Annotated in this window: 17 protein-coding genes; 8 read left to right on the top strand and 9 right to left on the bottom strand. The window is 40.6% G+C overall.

Annotated features, from left to right (window positions below; all coding sequences use genetic code 11):
- The first annotated feature begins 10 nt into the window (after positions 1–10).
- Positions 11–2,653: an aminopeptidase N gene (gene pepN / locus QPX86_RS17180; protein WP_285163306.1), complete on the top strand. Its 2,643-nt coding sequence runs from the start codon at positions 11–13 to the stop codon at positions 2,651–2,653.
- Between the two features lie 113 nt (positions 2,654–2,766).
- Here pepN and QPX86_RS17185 read toward each other — a convergent pair whose 3' ends face one another.
- Positions 2,767–3,921 carry a hypothetical protein gene (locus QPX86_RS17185; protein WP_285163307.1) on the bottom strand — a complete coding sequence of 385 codons (1,155 nt, stop codon included), beginning with the start codon at positions 3,919–3,921 and terminating at the stop codon, positions 2,767–2,769.
- Positions 3,922–4,216: 295 nt separating this feature from the next.
- Here QPX86_RS17185 and QPX86_RS17190 point away from each other — a divergent pair, with 295 nt between their 5' ends.
- Positions 4,217–5,482, top strand: coding sequence for a MalY/PatB family protein (locus tag QPX86_RS17190; protein ID WP_285163308.1), 1,266 nt, complete (start codon positions 4,217–4,219; stop codon positions 5,480–5,482).
- 86 nt (positions 5,483–5,568) lie between these two features.
- Here the strand turns inward: QPX86_RS17190 and QPX86_RS17195 are convergent, their stop codons facing one another.
- On the bottom strand, positions 5,569–6,753 hold the full coding sequence (locus tag QPX86_RS17195; RefSeq protein WP_285163309.1) for an endonuclease/exonuclease/phosphatase family protein: 1,185 nt from the start codon (positions 6,751–6,753) through the stop codon (positions 5,569–5,571).
- A gap of 239 nt (positions 6,754–6,992) precedes the next feature.
- On the opposite strand from QPX86_RS17195, the gene QPX86_RS17200 reads away from it, so the two are divergent.
- The 4 genes from QPX86_RS17200 to QPX86_RS17215 all read left to right on the top strand — a co-directional run bounded on the left by QPX86_RS17200 (position 6,993) and on the right by QPX86_RS17215 (position 10,333).
- Positions 6,993–8,369 carry a DUF4397 domain-containing protein gene (locus QPX86_RS17200; protein WP_285163310.1) on the top strand — a complete coding sequence of 459 codons (1,377 nt, stop codon included), beginning with the start codon at positions 6,993–6,995 and terminating at the stop codon, positions 8,367–8,369.
- A 163-nt stretch (positions 8,370–8,532) separates the two neighbouring features.
- Entirely contained in the window at positions 8,533–9,156 is a 624-nt protein-coding gene (locus tag QPX86_RS17205; RefSeq protein WP_285163311.1) for a CIA30 family protein, read from the top strand.
- A gap of 116 nt (positions 9,157–9,272) precedes the next feature.
- Entirely contained in the window at positions 9,273–9,875 is a 603-nt protein-coding gene (locus QPX86_RS17210) for an HAD family hydrolase (RefSeq protein ID WP_285163312.1), read from the top strand.
- A 242-nt stretch (positions 9,876–10,117) separates the two neighbouring features.
- Positions 10,118–10,333, top strand: coding sequence for a TIGR02450 family Trp-rich protein (locus tag QPX86_RS17215; RefSeq protein ID WP_285163313.1), 216 nt, complete (start codon positions 10,118–10,120; stop codon positions 10,331–10,333).
- A 28-nt stretch (positions 10,334–10,361) separates the two neighbouring features.
- On the opposite strand, the gene QPX86_RS17220 is transcribed toward QPX86_RS17215, so the two are convergent.
- The 5 genes from QPX86_RS17220 to QPX86_RS17240 all read right to left on the bottom strand — a co-directional run bounded on the left by QPX86_RS17220 (position 10,362) and on the right by QPX86_RS17240 (position 13,177).
- Positions 10,362–11,216: a hypothetical protein gene (locus tag QPX86_RS17220; RefSeq protein WP_285163314.1), complete on the bottom strand. Its 855-nt coding sequence runs from the start codon at positions 11,214–11,216 to the stop codon at positions 10,362–10,364.
- 220 nt (positions 11,217–11,436) lie between these two features.
- Entirely contained in the window at positions 11,437–11,739 is a 303-nt protein-coding gene (locus tag QPX86_RS17225) for a DUF1330 domain-containing protein (RefSeq protein ID WP_285163315.1), read from the bottom strand.
- An 83-nt stretch (positions 11,740–11,822) separates the two neighbouring features.
- On the bottom strand, positions 11,823–12,494 hold the full coding sequence (locus QPX86_RS17230) for a nitroreductase family protein (protein ID WP_285163316.1): 672 nt from the start codon (positions 12,492–12,494) through the stop codon (positions 11,823–11,825).
- Between the two features lie 31 nt (positions 12,495–12,525).
- Positions 12,526–12,696: a YbaM family protein gene (locus QPX86_RS17235; RefSeq protein WP_220755128.1), complete on the bottom strand. Its 171-nt coding sequence runs from the start codon at positions 12,694–12,696 to the stop codon at positions 12,526–12,528.
- Positions 12,697–12,802: 106 nt separating this feature from the next.
- Positions 12,803–13,177 carry a PH domain-containing protein gene (locus QPX86_RS17240; protein WP_285163317.1) on the bottom strand — a complete coding sequence of 125 codons (375 nt, stop codon included), beginning with the start codon at positions 13,175–13,177 and terminating at the stop codon, positions 12,803–12,805.
- A gap of 134 nt (positions 13,178–13,311) precedes the next feature.
- Between QPX86_RS17240 and QPX86_RS17245 the strand changes: the two genes are divergently transcribed.
- Both QPX86_RS17245 and QPX86_RS17250 read left to right on the top strand, forming a co-directional pair.
- Complete coding sequence (locus QPX86_RS17245; RefSeq protein WP_285163318.1) at positions 13,312–14,040, top strand: Rossmann-fold NAD(P)-binding domain-containing protein; 729 nt, start codon at positions 13,312–13,314, stop codon at positions 14,038–14,040.
- 1,398 nt (positions 14,041–15,438) lie between these two features.
- Entirely contained in the window at positions 15,439–16,449 is a 1,011-nt protein-coding gene (locus QPX86_RS17250) for a hypothetical protein (RefSeq protein ID WP_285163319.1), read from the top strand.
- A gap of 213 nt (positions 16,450–16,662) precedes the next feature.
- Here the strand turns inward: QPX86_RS17250 and cydC are convergent, their stop codons facing one another.
- Entirely contained in the window at positions 16,663–18,441 is a 1,779-nt protein-coding gene (gene cydC / locus QPX86_RS17255; protein ID WP_285163320.1) for a heme ABC transporter ATP-binding protein/permease CydC, read from the bottom strand.
- Entirely contained in the window at positions 18,441–20,294 is a 1,854-nt protein-coding gene (gene cydD, locus QPX86_RS17260) for a heme ABC transporter permease/ATP-binding protein CydD (RefSeq protein WP_285163321.1), read from the bottom strand. The genes cydC and cydD overlap by 1 nt, the downstream gene beginning before the upstream one ends.
- Positions 20,295–20,371: the final 77 nt, after the last annotated feature.

Raw genomic sequence — 20,371 nt, forward strand, 5'->3', positions numbered from 1 at the left:
GGAAGTAATTGTGAATCTGTTTAAGTCGTCTTTAGTTGCCCTCGCTTGCACAGGCTTATTAGCTTGTAACAGCACACCGAGTCAATCACCAACACAACGTGACGGAAGCGCTAACATTAGCGAATACCAAGCAATGGCACGTTCAAACGTTGTCTCAGAGGTTGGCTACCAACTGAGTTTTGACCTCACCGGCGATAGTCGCTTTAATGCAACCACCAAAGTTGAATTTAATCTAAGCAACACTAAAGAGCCCCTGACTCTCGACTTAAACAAGGCCCTGATCAGCAAATTTGCTATTAACGGCAAACGCATTTATCCCAACTATAACGATGCCTATATCACAGTTAACCCGCAACTACTGAGCAGCGGCAAAAATACCATAGAAATTGAATATAGCCGTGAACACAGCACTAATGGGGAAGGCTTACATCGATTTGTCGATCCTGTTGATGATAAAGTGTATTTATACTCTCATTTTGAGCCTGCTGCAGCGCAGCAAATGTTTGCCGTATTTGATCAACCAGATTTAAAAGCCACTTATGAAATCACCGTTTCTGCGCCTAAAAGCTGGAGCGTCATCAGTACCATGCGCGAAACCAGCATTGATGAACAAGCTAATCAAAATATTTGGACCTTCCCTGTTACCCCTAAGTTAAGCCCATATAACTTTTCAATGCATGCTGGTCCTTATCATGTTTGGGAAGATAACAGTGGCAAATACCCAATGCGATTATTTGCCCGCCAATCCGTTGCAGAACAAGTCACAGCTGAAGACTGGTTCACTTATACCAAGCAAGGTCTAACATTCTTCGATGACTATTTTGGTATTGACTACCCATTTAAAAAATACGACCAACTATTAGTGCCTGACTTCTTATATGGTGCGATGGAAAATGCAGGTGCAGTTACTTTTGCTGAAAATCGCTTTATGTATAAAGACACCATGACTGCAGCGCAAAGACAGCGCTTAGCCAGTGTGATCATGCATGAAATGGCGCACCAGTGGTTTGGTGATTTAGTCACAATGAAATGGTGGAACGGTTTATGGCTTAATGAAAGCTTCGCCTCGTTTATGGGCACACTCGCCACCAGCGAAGCCACGGAGTTCAAGCATGCATGGCGCACGTTTTATGCCACAGGTAAACAAAGCGCTTACCGCCAAGACAGCCTTGTGACAACGCACCCCATTGAAGTGCCTGTGCCCACCAGCATGAACGCCTTTGATAATATTGATGCCATCACCTACTCGAAAGGTGCATCAACCTTAAAACAACTCAGACACTTATTAGGTGAAGAGACCTTCCAATTAGGGGTGCAACAATACCTATCAAAGTACAGTTACCAGAATGCCACCTTAGATGACTTTATTGGTAGTCTAGCCCAAGCAAGTAATCGCGATTTATCTCAATGGACACAAGATTGGCTTTACCAAGCAGGTGTTAATACCTTAAAAGCGGATTTCCATTGTGAAAACGGCAGAATAAGTCAGTTTTCATTACTTCAAACCGCTCCAAGTAGTGAACTGCCGACCTTACGTGAACAACGTGTGCAAGTGGCACTATTCAGTGCTTCAAAGTACTCAATTCATAGCGGTCCTATAGTCGCAGTGACCTACAAAGGCGATAAAACTGAGGTTCCAGAACTCATTGGAGAGCATTGCCCTAACTTAGTTTACCCAAACTTCGAAGATTGGGGGTACGTTAAAGTTCAGCTAGATGAGCAGTCATTTATCACAGCAAAAGAGCAGCTCAGCAAGGTCAGCGATCCGCTACTGCGTTCGATGCTATGGCAAAGTATGTGGGACAGTGTCAGTGACGGTAAAATTTCTCTTGTTCAATACATTAACGTTGCACTCGTCAACGCTCCAACGGAGCAAGACTACACCATTTTAGGCCAAGTGATTGGTAACCTAAAACAGGCTCAACAGTATTTGAATAGCATGGCACCAAATCATAAAGCTTATGCCACTAAAGTCAGCAAAGGGTTGACTCAAATGAGCTTGCGCATGGCAATGCAGCATTATGACAATGCCGATTTTCAGCGTCGCTGGTTTGATGCCTATGTCAGCATGGCAAGTAGTAAGGATGCCCTTAATCATTTAGCTGAGCTGTTGGCTGGCACCAGTAATATTCGAGGCTTGAATATCAGTCAAGATTTACGCTGGAAAATTATTATTCAACTGAATCGCCATGACTACCCAAGTAGCGCAAAATTATTAACCACTGAAAAGCAGTTAGATGTAAGCGATAGTGGCCAAAAATCTGCTATTGCAGCTGAAGTTATCCGCCCACAAGCACAACTCAAGCGCCAATGGCTGCATACTATTGAGCACAACACTAGTATGCCTTTTTCTAAATTAAGGGTAGCAATGAACTACTTATACCCAAGCGAGCAGAAGTTACTTAGCGCCGCCACTGCCGAGCAACGCTTAGCCAATATCGCGGAAATAGATAAGAAAGGGCCAGTATTTATGCGCGCATATAATCGGAGATTGATCCCAACAGCTTGCAGTAATGCCAGTGTTGAGGCGATAAATGAAGTATTAAATACTGAAACAGGCTTATCACAAATGACACGTCGCGCCTTATTAGAGACTCGTCAAAAAGAACAGCGATGCGTCAATATCAGTGAAATGCTGAACAATTCTAATTAAGTAAAATAGTTTCTCCATTGACTTTAATCAAGTGTTCAAAATATTGGATTGAATAATAAATTCCGCGTAATAAAAGCGCGGAATTTATTAACTAGATAAGCTGACGATATGAGTTATAACGTTGATAAATTTAAATTTGATAAAAGCTTAACTCTTTTATTTTCAAGATCATCAAGAGCTTTTTGATACATATTAAATGAAGGTGAACTCGAGCAAAGAATAAACTTACCCACAGGGTTATAGCTGTAATCACTTATCAGATCGAATGTAAATTTATCAGGACAATGCTGTTGCGTTGAGTTATGTATTAAAGCTTCAGCATATAAATTAGCTGTATCTTGATGTTGAAATAGAGGTAGGAGTAGCCATTCAAAAAAATGTGAAGCTATATTTGCCTTATCATCAACTTTAGTTGCCTCAGTCATGCCCATGAAAAAGTACCACTCACCTAGCTTAACTTTATCAAGAGATAACACCTTTGGTGGCAATGTTTTCAACCAGGTTTTCGGGATCTGATTAGTTGAATTGGCAGTAATTAACGGTGAAATAATTATTTCACCCAGTCGCATATTAGTATCGATGCCAGCATTACTTATAACCTTAGTAAGAAGAAAATGAGTATTAGATGAAATTTTTTGCCAAAATATCATATCTTGATTGATAGCCTTTGCGATTTGATTACTGTCCATCTCACTCGTTTTGACATATATATTAAGTAAGTATAGCTTTTGTGCAGTCAATAAACTGCTCGCAGGTATTTGGTCTATAAATACATTAAAGTAAGTCCCGTCTTGCCAGTCTTTCTGGTTGATCAATTGCTGATAACGATCAATTAGCCAGCCAAACTCTTTTAGTTGCAGTGTAAGTTCACTATCTTGTATAAGTACACCGCTGCACTGCTCAGTAAAGTCATTTTTATTAATACATTGTTGAATGGACAACTTAGGAATTTCAAAGCGTTCAGAGCTAAACTTTTTAGTCGATTCCATAATACTTATATCCTGAAGTTGCTGGAAACGCGCTAATCCTATTTCTTTTGGAGACGCTGATTTTTCAACATCAAAGCCCAATGTAAAAATATAACCATTTTCAATTAAGTTATTCGTCAATCGAAGATTATTTGCTTCGATTTTTGCTAAATTTTCAATTGATTGTTTTGAAGGGGCTTCATCATTTAAATTAATTAAAATAATAATCAGATATAAACTTATTGGTATAAAGATAAAACTAAGTAAAACCCATTTTAATGAGATGAATATATGACGCATTATGCTTCCTTGCCGAAATTTCATATTTGTTAACTAACTTACCAAACTATCACAATACCAATAATTTAACACAGAGGCACATTGTAGCCAGGTGAAACCATTTTACTAGATGGGATTAAAAACATGGATTAGTCTATAAACACCTACAAATATTGACTTTTAAATACTCCTTATACCAGATGTAGAATTAGCTTAGCCCATAAATTTTCGTCTTGTCTTCGTCTTTTAAGAGCCCCTTTCGTCTTATCTACACTTAAACCTTTTTTAAAAAATTAGTTAACGTATCGGAGACACCATGACCCAATTCAATAGCGCATCACAGTTCGCTGAAAACAACTTCATCAAAAGTAAGCCTGAGATGCTCAACAACTTTTATGGCACGACGGATGTGTTTCCTTATTGGGTCGCAGATATGGACTTTAGCGTTGCTGAGCCTATCAGCAACGAATTAAGCCGTTTAGTTGAGCGCGGTGTTTACTCATACGAATTCAATGAACAAGCCGTATTTAGCGCTATTTCAAATTGGCATGCCAAACGACATGATATATCACTCAATCCTGAAAATTTTGTCCAAGTCCCAGGAGTACTATCGGGTATTGCATTACTGCTTCGAGAACTAACCAATGAAGGGGATGCGGTATTAATTCATACACCTGCTTACCATCAATTTGCTAACTTGATAACTAAAGCTGACCGTAAAGTGGTTAAAAATGAACTCGTGATTGCTGATGATAAATATCAAATCGATTTTGATGCCTTTGAAGCGCAAATTAAGCGGCAAAATGTCAAAGCGATGATTTTCTGTAACCCTCATAACCCAACTGGAAGAGTGTGGACACAATCAGAACTGGCTAAGGTTGTTGAAATCGCTAAGCGACATAATGTCATGATAATCAGTGATGAAATACATTCTGATATCATTTTTAAAGGCCACCAATTCACTAGCTTAACCAGCTTTGATTATGACAATGTGGTCACTTTGATTGGCTCTCCTGCTAAAACCTTTGGTATGCACAGTATCTCCAATGGTTATATCTATACAAATAATGCCACCATGCTGACTGGCATTAAAAAACTCATTGGCGCACTTTACCTTGACCACGGCAATGCACTCACCACTTTTGCCACCATAGCTGCTTATGAAAAAGGCGCTGAATGGGTTGATGAGATGCTGGCATATTTGGAGCAAACAGTCTCTTGGATTACAGAGTTTGCCGCGCAACATATTCCGCAATTGAAGGTTTATAAGCCAGAAGGAACCTATCAGATTTGGTTTGATTTTTCAGCACTTGGCTTATCGGAACAGCGCTTAAAAGAAGTGGTTTTTAAGCAAGCTAAAATGGGCTTAACTCCGGGGAATTGGTTTGGTGCTCAAAGTCCACAATTTATGCGGATGAATATTGCAACTTCAAGAGAAAACATCTGCGCTTCGTTCGAGCTACTAAAAGCGGCACTTGAGCAAGTTGATAGCAGTCCAGCTGCGTGCTGCAGCAGTTCAAGTAGTAATTGCTCAAGCCCCAACAGCGAAAATAACAGTTCAGGTAACTCTAGTTGCTGCTAATACCCTTACAAACTAAAACTATAAGCTAATTGGTTCTTGAGTAATGCCGCTCTATTTAAAAGGCGGCATTATTATTTTTCGCTTAATTAACTGCGCAAAGTAAACGTCATCATCACTGGTGCGTGATCTGTACTGTCACTGTCTCGTTCATATTCAGGTCTAACAAGGTGCCTGTCATGAGTTTGATAGTCAGTGACTTCAGCTAAGTTTCTCGGATGGGATGCGTCAAACTCGCACGACGCCAAAATATAATCTAGCACTGAACCAGTATTGCCAAAATAATGAGTCGCTTGGCGAGCATATTTGAGCGGATCAACAGGCGGCAGTACATCTTCAGCAATATCAGAATCTTCATCATGCAAGCCTGACTCATATTCATCTTGAGCCAATGTCGCATTGAGCTTTTGCCCTGTTTGAAAAAGCTCATAACTGTCAAACAAACTGAACTGGGCAAATTCATCCGCTAAGGTTTTATCGTTCATCACTTTAAGTTTAGGATCGATAATATCGTTTCTAAAGACCCGTTTACCATTAGCGCGAAAAGCTTCAAGTGCAGTACTCTGCAAGGTGTCGTTAAAGTCACCCATTAACAACACTGGCAATTGGCTTTTAGTGCGCTGCTTTGCAATTTCATTAAACAATAACGCCGCTTCACTTCCTCGTTGCATGTTGGATGCCCAGCTACCTAACGCTTGTCTTGCCATAATATCCGCGCCACCTTTCATGCCTGAATCATCCAGTGTATCCAAACCCATACCGCTGCGTTTTGACTTCAAATGCACAACGTAACACTCACATTCACCAAATTCAGCTAAAGCAATCTTTACTCTAAGTGGTTGCCGACTAAAGCTAAAATCATTGGCAATGCCCATCAGTGGGAACAAGTTCTCATCAGGAGTCACTAAAACAGATTCTGTGATAGGAAATTTAGATGCGATAGCAACTACGGGGCTTTGATAAACATAATCACTGATCAAACTTGGCTCATCTAATGCGGCAAAATATGGGTATCCCAATGGTCCTAATAGTGCTTTTAACGCATCAGGACTAAACACTTCTTGAAAGCCAATAATGTCAGGTTGGTGTTCATTAATATACTGCGTTAACCAAGTACATTTTTTTTGCCACTGTTGACGAGAATAGATGTTTTCAAAATCATAATATGCCGCAGGCGGCTCGATAAAATTGAATAAATTAAACGACACGACTTTAAAATTTTGCTGTTTTTTACTCGATTGATGTTCCGAATTACTACCGTTTTTTTGAATCACTACCACTGCCTTCAAAGCTCTATTCTGTCTACAGATTAAAGACAAACACCTCCCCTGTCGACGTTAAATCCTCAGCAGATAAAAATGTGCTAATCGATCTCTGTGCAAAATTTTCATTGTTTAAAAATGATCCTAATTTAGCAAATGCCGTATTACCTCTCGAACTCAGCGCCTGAAATCACAACATCAAATGGATTGATAAATCCGCACATACAAGAAATGAATTCGAGGAAAGAACGATGAAAAGGATCTACTCTCTGGCTCTATGTTTTTCACTGGTTGGTTTAACCGCATGTTCAGATGATGACGATGATAATACGGTTGCTGCAGTCGAAACACCTGATATCACTTACGGCGAAATTCGTGTCATTCATGCTGGTAGTGATGCCCCAATGGTCAACGTTACCGCTGATGGTGCATCGCTATTAACCGATGTTGATTACGCCATGTCTAGCGGTTTACTTGAGGTCGCAACTGCCACCTATGCAATCGGTGTGGATGCAAAACTCCCTGACGGTACTACGCTAACAGTATTAGAGGCAGACTTAGCTGTCGCTGAAGATATGGAATATACCGCCGTTGCACTCGGTAATGTTAGCGATGAGACCTTAATGCTAAAACTCATTGCCAATGAAGAAAGCGACATCACCGCAGATAACGCTCGTGTGCAAGTGCTGCACGCAACACCAAATGTTGGTTTAGTCGATATATATGTCACTGCGCCGATGGCTGACATCAGTATGATGGAGCCAACGTTATCAGCAAACTACATGGACAACAGCGACCAGCTAGAAGTCCCAACAAGCGATTACCAAATTAGAATTACGCCAACGGACGATAAAACCGTGGTTTTTGATTCAGGCACTGTGAATTTAGCAGCCGGAATGGATTACTTTATCTCAGCGATTCCAAACGAGTGGTCAGGTGAATCACCTGTAGCTCTACTAGTTGCCCTACCAGAAGGACAAGTACTGTTAAATGATGTGAGCAGCGGTAGTGACATTCGTGTTGTTCATGCTGTAGCTGATGCACCAGCAGTTGATGTATTTTTGGATGGCAGCACCACACCTGCAATCGATATGTTGTCATTTGGGAACTTCGCAGGTTATGTCAATATTCCAGAAGACATGCACACAGTAACAGTTGCAGCAGATGCTGATAACTCAGTAGAAGTGATTAAAGATGCGCCTGTAGACTTAATGCTAGGTTACAGCTACTCAGTACTTGCTGTCGGCTCATTAGCTGACGATGACATCTCACCATGGGCATTTTCTGAGCACACTCGCAGAATAGCAACGGAAGCAAGATTAAACGTTATCCACGCATCTTATTCTGCGGGTAATGTTGATGTGTACTTAACCCCAACAGCCGATATCAGTGATACAGCACCTGCATTATCAAACGTACCATTTAAAGCGGCATCAGGCAGTTTAAGTATCGCACCAGGTGATTACACCGTTAGCGTAACTGTCACTGGCACTAAAACAGTCGCGATTGGCCCACTAGCAGTATCACTAGCCGCTAATGGTATCTATAGCGTAGCCGCAGTCGATGCTGAAAATGACACCTCAATGTTCTCAGTGATTTTGATGGATGACTTTGTCGCTGAGGAGTAACTCACTCAGTACTAGTTATATCTAAACAGTTTAAAGTTTATCTCCGTCCGACCCTTTTGCGGCTTATCTTCCACCCGAGATAAGTCGCTTTTTTATATTCTTGTAATCTGTGCGGTTAAGTTTGAGCAATACAGCACAGGTAACTACAAGTAATGAGGTAAAAATGATAAGCCCACTTATTCTCATCAAACAGTTATGCCACAGGTATACTTCAGCAGTAATCGGCGTACTATTAAAAGGTCTGTTTTTATCCACCAGCTTGTTAGCGACTATGCTATTTCAAACTTCAGTGAGTGCTATGGAAATTCAATTCAGCTCCCAGCAGCAATTAAGCGCAGCCAAAATCAGTAATGACACTGTCATGGGCGGTATTTCATCCAGTGAAATAGAAAATGATGCAGCGCTAGACCAACCTATTTTTAGCGGTAATGTCTCATTAGCCAATAATGGTGGTTTTGCCTCGATGGAGTATCGAATTAATACATCTATTCCTACATCAAGCTCGGTAAAGCTCACCGTCATGGGCGATGGGAAACGATACCAATTACGTTTTAAAACTCCTGAATTGTCTTTTGGTGAGGCATATGTCGCCAACTTTGATACAACAGCTGGCGAGCAAACTGAACATACTTTTATTCCTGCTGATTTTAAGTCACAGTTTCGCGGTAGAAGCGTCAATGCGCCAGCGTTAGTATTTGCAAATGTGGATAGAGTCGGACTGCTTATTGCCGATAAACAAGCGGGCAATTTTTCACTGACACTCGGCAGTATTGATTTTCAGCAGTAAACTTGCGATATGTTAACTCTTCAACGGATTAGCTCTTCTATGAGCAAAACAGGCGATGAGCAAAACAGGCGATGAGCAAACTCTGCCATCAATAGCTTGAATATAATGGATTAGAAATGGAAAAACTGGCAAATATTAAAGGTGTTATCTTTGATTTAGACGGCACCTTAGTTGAATCAGAATTGGACTTTCGAAAAATAAAGCAGCAATTAAACTGCCCCATCGATACAGACATTCTCAACTACATTGATGCAATGACATCCATTGATGATCAGCAACGCGCCCAGCAAATTATTATCGAGCACGAAACTTTTGATGCGAAAAATGCCAAAGCACTACCCCACATGCATTCGCTGCTTACAAGCTTGCAAGAATTAGCTTTACCTGCTGCCATCGTCACTCGCAATAGCAAAGCGGCTACCGCAACCAAGCTTAGCCAAAACGACATCAATATCGCACTGGTGTTAACCCGTGAATGTTACCCAGCAAAACCTGCACCCGATGCGTTACTCGCTATCGCTGACCAATGGCAAATATCGGCTGCAGAACTAATTTATGTAGGTGATTACCTTTACGATATTCAAGCGTCCAAGAATGCTGGCATGATGTCGGTGTTTATCAATCATCACAAGCAGCCAGAATATCAACTTCAAGCAGACATCATTGTCAGGGATTTAAAAGAACTGCAAACCGCGATAGAAGCAAGTCGTCAGGGGTAAAAACCATTAGTGAAGGTCATCTGCACTCAACATAAGTGAGACTCAACATCAGTGGGGCTTAGGATTAGTGGAGTTCTGAATTAGTGGAGCTTTGCAGCCTTATCAGCATTACAAAAGCAGTTATTAAACCCAGACATTCATTGAACAGATTGAACTTATCCGTTTAGCGCTTCGTATCCTTTATTTAACAAGACGATGTTATTTACTCGCCAGAAATAAGGTTAATTAGGATAAAGGGGTTTATGAATCCATTACACCCAAAGAAGTTATTACACAGTAAATGGACCAAAGTGCATGTGATCCAAAAACTGAAACATTTTTCGGTAGTCAAAGTCATTTACGATGAAGACAGTAATGTCATTGAATGTATTATTCGTGCAGAAATGAACGCCGAAGAATTTGCGATTAATTGGCGCGATTTAAAAGACTCTCAACAATGGCTTCAAGGTTGGAAGTAACGCCTAAACAGCCTTTTACTATTCATCATTAGGCGGCCAAATTAGATACTATAAATAACCCTAATAGAATCAAGCTGCCTTTCGCTGTCGCTTTTTTAGCTAAATGTCGATGATCACGATCTTCTTTCGAGACCAAGCGGTGAATCACTTCTTTTCTATCACATGAATCACTGACATTTTGAACATCGTTGCTGTTATTAGCATGGATATTATTATCTTTTAGCTGAGTCACTGTGTTGTTATTAGAGCTTAAACTGCTATTAACACCGTCTTGGTTATTATCAATAGGGATTTGAGCGTTAACTTCAATGCCCTGAGTATCAAATAACTCATCGACAGTAACTAAATCTGAGGGGCTGTGAGTTGTTAGCAGCCCTTTAGCTAACGGCTTAATATTTTGATCTTCACCAAAAAATCGCTGTATATACTGAGCACACATGATGTAGGCCAAACGTTCACTTTCTTCGAAGCGTTGGCTTTCTAAAATATAGGCTTTGAAAGAGAAAGCGAGCACATTAGATAAACAAGCTAGGTTGTCATATAGCTCAACTAATTGCGGATACTGCTCAACGGTTTCATTCCATTGCTCTTTAATCTCAGAATCAACCTCAAACTCATAGCTCATGTCAGGCACATCAACTAAGGCATCTAATGATTTTTCCGCCTGATGATGCAGCCACATTTCGTCATAAGATTTACGCTTAGTCGCACACTTCAAAATGTTATAGGACACTGCGATATTAGCCAGTTTGATATCAATATCAGAATAAACGCTTTGGTACTCGGCTGAATGATAAAAGAGATACAAATCTTCATAAGCCATCATCACAGCTTCATCATCTGCATCTTGGCTTATCCCAAGAGTAAGGTATAAATTTTCCATGAGCGCCCTGTTAATGACTGAGACTGTTTTGACCGAGTATGAGATTTGGAATACTCATCATTTCAACTGAACACTCCGAGAAGGGATAATAGCGACAAATGAACATAATAACGTTAAGCCAGATCTAAAAAAAATATAAAAACAGCAGGGTAACCAAGTAACAGAGCTAAAGAATACGAGACTGAAACACGAGAATAATCGAGTCGAATAAACAGTATCTCTACTCTGTTTGATGTAATCCAATCACGGTCGAGCTGGTAACAGATGCATTAAAATGGCGCTGCTTTACCGACAGATATACTTCGTCGTTAAAAAACGCCTTCATCACTTCTTCCGACGGGAAATCGATAGTAAAAACCCGATTAATCTCAGTGCTTGTTTTAGACTTTAGCACTTCAGATACCGTAAAATCATAGCCAAAGTCACCACCATAAAAATGCAAGATTGGCAGCATGGCATCTCGATAAGCTTGATACTCAGCTTCATCATGAACATGCAAAGCCATTATTCGTTGAAAGCCCATTACTACTCCCTTGTTGTCACACTAAACGAGCCACTGCCTTCAGTAACTCATTCATATCTTGATGTATCTCAATCAGTATCTGGCTAGATAAAGTCACTGATTTCAGCTAATGACTTTTTCTGTAGTGCATGCTCAGGTACTGTTGCGCCATCATCAGGGTAACCAGCAATAATCAACATGTAAGGTCGTTCATTATCACTATCACGGCCACAAACTTTACTTAAAAACGACATCGGTTTTGGCGTATGTGTCAGTGTACCAAGCCCTGCATTATGCAGCGCTTGCAATAAAAAGCCTGTCGCAATTCCCACTGACTCATGGACGTAGTAATTCTGTTTTTGCTCACCATTATCGTCACTGCGCTTTTTAGTGAATACTGCAATTAACCAAGGCGCTGTTTCAAGGTAAGGCTTGCTGGCATTGGTACCAAGTGGCTTTAAGTTATCTAACCATTCTTCACCGCCGCGGCCTGCATAAAAAGCTTGTTCAATAGCTTCTGCTTGTTCACGGATTTGCGCTTTAACACCCGCATCACTGATTGCGACAAAGTGCCAAGGCTGGTGATTAGCACCATTTGGCGCGGTACCTGCAGCAAGAATACATTGCTCAATAATTTCTTGAGGTACGGCTCTATCTGAAAACTTACGAATCGAGTGACGTCTTTTCACATGCTGATAATTTTGCTTAGCACGTTCAAGCATTTCAGCTTGAGGATATTCAATAAAATCAGTTAATGGCAAGTGAGCTTCGGTCATATCTTTTCCTTTTTATTTTCATTAGCTTTGGCTAATCCGTTTTATGCAGCTTTTTTTTAAAATCATCTAAGGTGATTTGCAATGCTTCAATAGCGGTATCTGTATCGATGTTATTTTCTTCAAGCAACTGGATTAAATCGACCGCTAGTTGGACAGATTTAGGTGCATCACTTAATGATTGAGGCTGGTTTTCTTTGCTCATTTACGACTTAATCCAATAATGTTCTTTAAAAAAGAATGTAATAAAATCTGCCTAATCAACATACAAAGTATTTTTATATCAATAAGCTAGCGCTTATTCGTAGCGATTAAAGCGAGAAGTTAGCAATCGCTTTTTGAATACCGACCACATCGGTACCTTTCTTCAACTCTTTGACGATAGGTTGCTCAGTTCCTGAGATATAGATTTTAAGCTCTGCATCCATATCAAAAGTGCCAGCTGTTTCAACCACAAAATGAGTCATCGATTTATACGCTATTGAATGATAACTGACTTTTTTACCCGTCATGCCTTGCTTGTCAATCAGAATAAGCCGTTTATCAGTAAAAACGAACATGTCACGAATAAGTTTATAACCCATTTGAACTGACTCATTGTCAGCCATAATAGGCGATAACTCTTGCTGTAACTCCCCTAAATCCATTTCAGAAGAATTACCTAAAAGCGCGTCAAAAAATCCCATTATTTTCTCCTTGAATATGGTCTTTGCATTCTTCAATAAACAGTGAATAAAATAGTGCGGTATCTACTGGCAATTAACAAGCAAAAAGCTGTTAAAGTATTCCTCCTACACTGTAAACCTCACTAAAGGCCACTATGAACGCAGCAATCATTGGAGCAACAGGTTTAATTGGTCAATGTTTGTTATTAAACATATTGGCAGATAATCGCTATCAGCAAGTTGTGGTCATTGGTCGAAGGCCGCCTAAACTTGAAGCTTCGACACCTGGAATTGAAAAGCTTATCTTTGTCGAAACTCAGTTAAATCAGCTAACCGAGTTAAGCTTACCTGCGAGCATCGACCAAGCATTTTGTTGCCTTGGCACCACCATCAAACAAGCGGGAAATCAGGAGAACTTTATCAAAGTCGACCACACCGCTGTCATCGACTTTGCCAAACTGGTCATAAAGTATCAAGCACAAACTGGGGTTGAGTTATTGGTCGTAACAGCCTTAGATGCCAATGAAAAATCGAGTGTGTTTTACAATCGAGTCAAAGGTGAAGTGCAGCGTGATTTAAGCCAACTTCCCTTGTCTAAACTCTACATATTTCAACCAAGTTTGTTATTAGGGGAGCGTGCACATCAACGCACTTTAGAAGATATTGGCCAGAAATTTTTTGCTATTGCTTCAGGAATATTTATTGGGCCATTAGCCAAGTACAAACCCATTACTGGGAAGCTTGTAGCAGACAATATGTTGGCTGTTGCTGTTAAAGATCAATCAGGTTCAGGCTCAAGTTCAGGTACTGATAGCGGCTCCCAATTAGATAACCTAACGATCAGGATTATTGATAATAAGCAGATGCATCGACTGGTTAATTGAGCCTTGTCCCAAAGCTTGTTTCAAATTTTGAAGTTATCATTTGAAAAAATCAAAGTCGTGGCGCTTCGCCCCTTCAGATTAAATTGCAGGTGTTCTCTCGACTGCCAAACTTCGTTTGGATTGAATCAAAATCGTGGCGCTTCGCCCACACCAGAGCAAGAAGGGTGAAACTGCTCACCCCTCTTGCATCTCCCCAGCAGCCCCGGCGAAATTTTCTGGAAAGCGAAAGATTTCCAACGGGGATTATCCAGCGTTAACCTTCCTTTGCTGCCTGCTTCGGCAAGCTACAAAAATCACTAACGCTTCCAATGGGGCGTCCCTTCCCCTCGAAAGCTAGCCAGAATCTTAAGTGCAGGATGCACTAAATGCCTTGAAACACATGGATTTGCGAGAAAGGCCATGTCTGGACTCACGCGATTTTCTTGCTTGCCTCTATTCAAATTAAGCATTCAAAGAGTATGAAAGCCTACATAACTTGAGCGACTAATTTAGAAATACTCTCAAAAATAACAAATGAACCTGCGGGCTCAATAGTCTCCGCTGGAAGTGTCCGAGTGCGTTGAGCTAATTTACGTGATGGAGGCAGGACGCCGACATAGCCTCAGATTGAGCCAAGGATGGCGAATCTGAGGCGGTAGTTAATTCGCTCTTTAGCATGAGGAAAACACTTCGCCGGAGCGGCAAGGGATATCGAAAAGGGAAATGCTGTTGTTTCCCTTTCGTCGAGTGTGGGCGAAGCGCCACGACGTTGACCTTAATCCAAACGAAGTTTGGAAATGAATTAGGGAAAACGCTCATAATCCAAAGCAAATTTATGCAATAAAAGAAGCTCTTTGCTTCGCTCAAGCTGAAGACTATAATTGATTTTTTTGTGACATAACTCATTCTTGAGGTTTCAGTTTACAGTTACCCCCTCAGCAATTAAAGCCTAGTTTCCGTTCTTATTAGGCCGTTACGATTCATAAATTTTACTCTGACACAACTAATTTGACCCAGCTAATTTGGAGTAAGCTTTATTGTATTCTGTATAATCCTTAATCTAACGAACCACCTTTATACTCTTCACACTTACCCATTCCTTTTCAAAAACGATTTAGATATTTAAATAGTTGTTAGTTATTTAAATACCTATTAGTTACTTAAATGGTTGTTCGTTATTTAAAGATTAATAAATCCACACGCTTTCACCCACATTGTTACATGCTAATTTTTAAAAAGTTAAATAAGCTCAGTTTAAATAATAACCACAATCCAGACTGTATTATAAATACATGTAATATAAAAACATATTAATTAACAGTTTATAAGTTTAGCTCACAAAATATGTCTTACTGTATTTACAGTCTTTTTAATAATGATAATTTACCGTTTTTTTTAAATTAATAACATGGAGTTATCTTGTTAGATAAAATATCTTTTTACATCCCTTCTAAAAAATCATTTAAACATGCATTACCAACAGTACAAGCATTAAATGTTTTATTGGTATCATTATTACTTTGTCTTATTTTTTCAGGGTATTTACCTTTTATTTCAACCTTTGGTGAACCATTAATCCCTTTCAGTAAAGATGGATCATTTTTTGATTATGCGATTATATTCCCATTGGTGTTATTAGTTTTATTGGGGGCGCCGATTAAATTAGTTAGATTTTTGGCTATTGGAGTTCCTATATTTTTCTTAGTCACTAATTTTGAAACCGTGAAAGAATTATTTAACCTAGTAATAGAGTACGTACCAGAGTTTTTTAGATTCTCTCAAACTGACTCTGGTTCATTTTTAGGTTCATTAACTTCATCAATGATTACTTTGGAATATGGAATGTTCGTCTACTTAGCTGGGGTTGTTGGCTATGTGCTGGTTATTATTGGCTTTAGATACCAAGAAAATACCAAGTTTTGGAGTGTATTATTCTTAAAGGATGACGCAACACTTGTAAACCGTGCAACATTCACAACTGTAGAAGCTTGGTTAAAAGCAACAAGAATTGAAATCACCCTATTTGTAACAGAACTTAAAAATAGTGATAAAGATCAAGCTAAAGAGAAGATTAAGAACATATCGGCTAAAAACCTAACCATTTTCGCTCTATTTTTCTGTTTTGTGATTACGCTGTTTGCTTATTTATTTAACGTGTTATTTCTTAGTAAAAACATGGCTGAAAAAGATGTAAAGCAAGCAATTAAAGAAAGTTACACTCAACATATTTGGGGTGTAGAGACAAGTGTTGATATTGATAATTTATCTATTTCAAGCTGTCAACAATACAGTGATAACCCAATCGGTATTGCGTGTCACATTAGAGCCGAAATCACCATACGGCTTAAAAATGAAATTCTGAACGTCATAAGTGTTAATGAGATAGAATCATTTCAGTTAGAACACGGTAGATGGGTTTATTACGACTAATCTAGAATAAGTAGGGTCAGGAATAAGTAGGATCAAAGCAAACTTTATTGCCTACCTAATTACCTGCCTAACAATACCCGACTCAACTTGAGCTAAAAAAACGCTAACCGCTTGGTTGTTACCCAAGTCGATTAGCGTTTTTTTTGTTGTCATTAACGTTTCAAAAATGTTTGCCAATACTTTTCAAACGATATCAAAACGACAACAGCCCTATTAAGCTTCTTTACCTAAATGCTTATACAAGCTTTGGTAATCAGCACTGCTTGCCATTAATTGCTGATGGTCACCACTATCGGTTATTTGTCCATTTTGGATCATATGAATACAATCCATTTCAGCCATGGCGGTTAAACGGTGGCTTATCATCAACATGGTTTTGCCTTTTGCTAAGGCAAATAACAGTCGTAATATTTCGCGTTCGGTGCGCTTATCCAGCCCTTCTGTTGGCTCATCTAGTAATAAAATTGGCGCATCACGCAGTAACGCTCTAGCCACACCAATACGGCGTTGTTCGCCACCAGAGAGTTGGCGACCACCTTCACCAATCCAACTATCTAAGCCGACTTCTTCACCGCGATCTGTGGTGGTTTTTGAACTCAGTAACGTCTCTAAACCAACTTGCTTAAGCACTGCGGTTAAACGCTCATCATTGGCTCGTCTTTTTTGACCTTCAACATAAGGCAGTGCAATGGCTAGGTTGTCTCGTACTGTGCCAGCAAACAAATGAATTCGTTGGCTAACAACAGTCATTGAGCTACGCAATGTTGCTTCATCAAACTCACTAATATCACGTCCGCCCAGGCTAATTTTGCCTTGCTGCGGTTGCCATTCGCGGGTGATTAAGCTGAGTAAACTCGACTTACCACAGCCTGTTGCGCCTAACAGTGCAACCTTACTGCCTTGGGGTAAATCTAAATTCAAGCCAGATAATACTTTCGCATCAGCTTGATAACCAAAGTGAATATTACTGAGCTTTATGTCGCACAGTTCAAGCTTATTAACCTCACCAAACACCACATCAGGTGTTTGCTCGGTGACTTCCGAAATACGTTTAGCCGCTAATACACAACCTGATAAATGCTGGAAGGCACCAGAGATTGGCATCATCATTTCAATGGTGGCCATGGTGGCAAATACCATCATCGCCATTAACGGACCAGGCGGCACGCTGTCACCCACACCTTGGCCAGCAAGATACATCATCATGACGACCGCTGCGCCATTAACCATAATTAATAGTGCTTGGCTTAAGCCAGTAATATGCGCCATTGCGGTTTGGCTGGTAAATAACGATAACTCAGCTTCACGTAGCTTTTGACGATAACGGTCATTTGCCGAAAATAAAGTTAGCTCGGCTTGCCCTTGAATCACATCTAATATCAACACTCGAAAGCTTCGTTTACTATCAACAACAGCTTCGCCCGGCTCTCTACCCAGACGATAAAACACCAAAGGTAAAACAACCCAAGCAGCGATTAACAATGCACATAAGCTAATGGCTAACGAGGCATCAAACCAAGATAAGAAGGCATAAAGTGCAACCACCGTCAGTAATGAAGCGGCCATTGGCACTAATAGGCGTAAATAAAGATGATCAAGGGTGTCGATATCGGCCACTAACCGATTAAGCATATCCCCTTGTCGCAAGCCTTTTAGGTTACTAGCACTTAATGGCAGTAGCTTTTTCCACGACCAAACGCGAAGTTCAGTTAGCAGTTTAAACGTGGCTTCATGGGTCGCTAATCGCTCACCATATCGACTGGCGGTTCGGGCTATTGATAGAAAACGCACCCCACCAGCAGGAGTGAAAAAGTTAAACGCAAGCGCGGTTGCTGCTGTTAATCCTGCAATAGCGGTGGCGGATAAAAACCAACCCGACAGCGACAATAACCCAATACCAGCAATGATCGTGGTGCAAGTTAGCAATAAACCAACCGACATCATTAACCACTGACGCTTAAATAACTTAATGAAAGGCAGTAATAGCTTCATTACACATCCTCCCTTTTAGTTTGCACATCGGTCTGGGTTGACTGTGGCTCATCAACATACAGTGATAAACCGTCATCATCCTGTTGTTGCATGTTTTTAAATAAACCCGCTTGAGCGCTCAGCAAAGCATAATCCCCTTGCTGCACAATCTGACCATGCTCAACCACTAAGATGTTATCCATGCCTTGTAACTGATCAAGTCGATGAGTCACCATCACGCAGGTTTGCTGCGACATGGCTAGTTTAAGAGAATCTGATACCAGTTTTTCACTGTGGCTATCAAGGCTTGCTGTAGGTTCATCAAGTAGAAATAAACTCGCTGGTTGTGCTAACGCACGCGCAAGGGCAATACGTTGCGCTTGGCCTACAGAAACCCCTGCCGCTTGGTCGTTAATCACGGCATCTAGGCCCTGCGGGTGCTGATGAACAAACTCAGCAATACTGGCTTTTTCCAGTAATGCCATTAGTTGAGAGTCGGTTAATTCAGGGTTGGCTAAGCAGACATTTTCGCGGATGCTGCCATGGAATAACTGTGGGTCTTGGCCAAGCCATGCTAGATGAGCTCGCCATTGCTGCTTATCCAATACGCTTAACTCAACACCGTTAACTTTAAGGGAGCCTTTATAAGGAAGAAACCCTAACAATGCATTAAGTAAGCTTGTTTTACCCGCGCCGCTTGGGCCAACAATCGCCACCTTTTGCCCTGCTGCCACCTCAAATGAAATGGGGCCTAACAGTGATGTACCTTCTAAGGTCAGCACTTCTAAATCAGCAGCTGAGATAGCAATATTATCTAATGACACATTATGATGCTGCGCTGTTTGCTCACTAAAATTACCGTCCACCTGTTTTAATGGATTTGGATGTTCAAGTAATTCAACTAGCGCTTCAGCAGCACCAATCGCTTCCGCTTTTGCATGATAATGAGTGCCTAAATCTCGTAGCGGCTGAAAAAACTCAGGGGCTAATATCAGAATAAACAGGCCAGTAAATAGGGTAATCCCTGCGCCATAGTGACCAAAGTTAAGGTGGTCTAAATAGCTAAAGCCAAAATACACCGCCAATACCGCAATCGAAAGCGCAGCAAAAAACTCTAATACTGCCGAGCTTAAAAACGCCATTCGCAGTACCGACATGGTTCTTTGTCTGAAGTCCTCTGAAGCCGTCTCAATTTTATTCACTTCTGTTTCGCCGCGGTGGAACAACTTCAGCGTGCTTAATCCTTTTAAACGATCCATAAAATGGCCACTTAAGCGTGATAATGCGCTGAAGTTTTTACGATTAGCATCAGCAGCGCCCATGCCAACCAAAATCATAAACATAGGAATAAGCGGCGCAGTAGCAAATAATATAAGCCCTGCGGCCCAGTTAAGCGGGAACACCGACACTAAAATAATTAGCGGAATAAATCCGGCCAACATCATTTGCGGTAAATATTTGGCATAAAAGTCGTGTAAATCTTCAACCTGTTCGAGCACGATACTCGCCCAAGCTCCGGCGGGCTTACCTTTAATAAACGCAGGGCCCAAGTCGGTAAGCTTATTTAATACAGCTTCACGAATATCACTACGAAGTCGTTTACCTGCCTCAAAGCTTAAACGTTCACGGGCGTAGGCAAGTACTGCACGAACAATAATGAGTGTCACTAATGCAATAAACTGGCTAGTAAAACTGGCCATAGGTGATTCAAGCATAATCACGCCATGTAAAATATGCGCCAACAAATAAGCTTGCATCACAATCGCGACACCGTTTAGTGCACCGGTAAAAATGGTGAGTTTCAAGAATATGCCACAAGAAGACTTTTGTTGCTTAAGCCACTGGCCGAGAGATTTTTCTAAGGTTTTATCCATTACATTCCTGAAGATGACAGCACTAAATGAGGAAAATTGCCGCAGTATCGCAAGCTAAGAGGTTAGATAACAGCCGC

The organism is Shewanella goraebulensis (assembly GCF_030252245.1).
GTDB classification, from domain to species: Bacteria; Pseudomonadota; Gammaproteobacteria; order Enterobacterales; family Shewanellaceae; genus Shewanella; species Shewanella goraebulensis.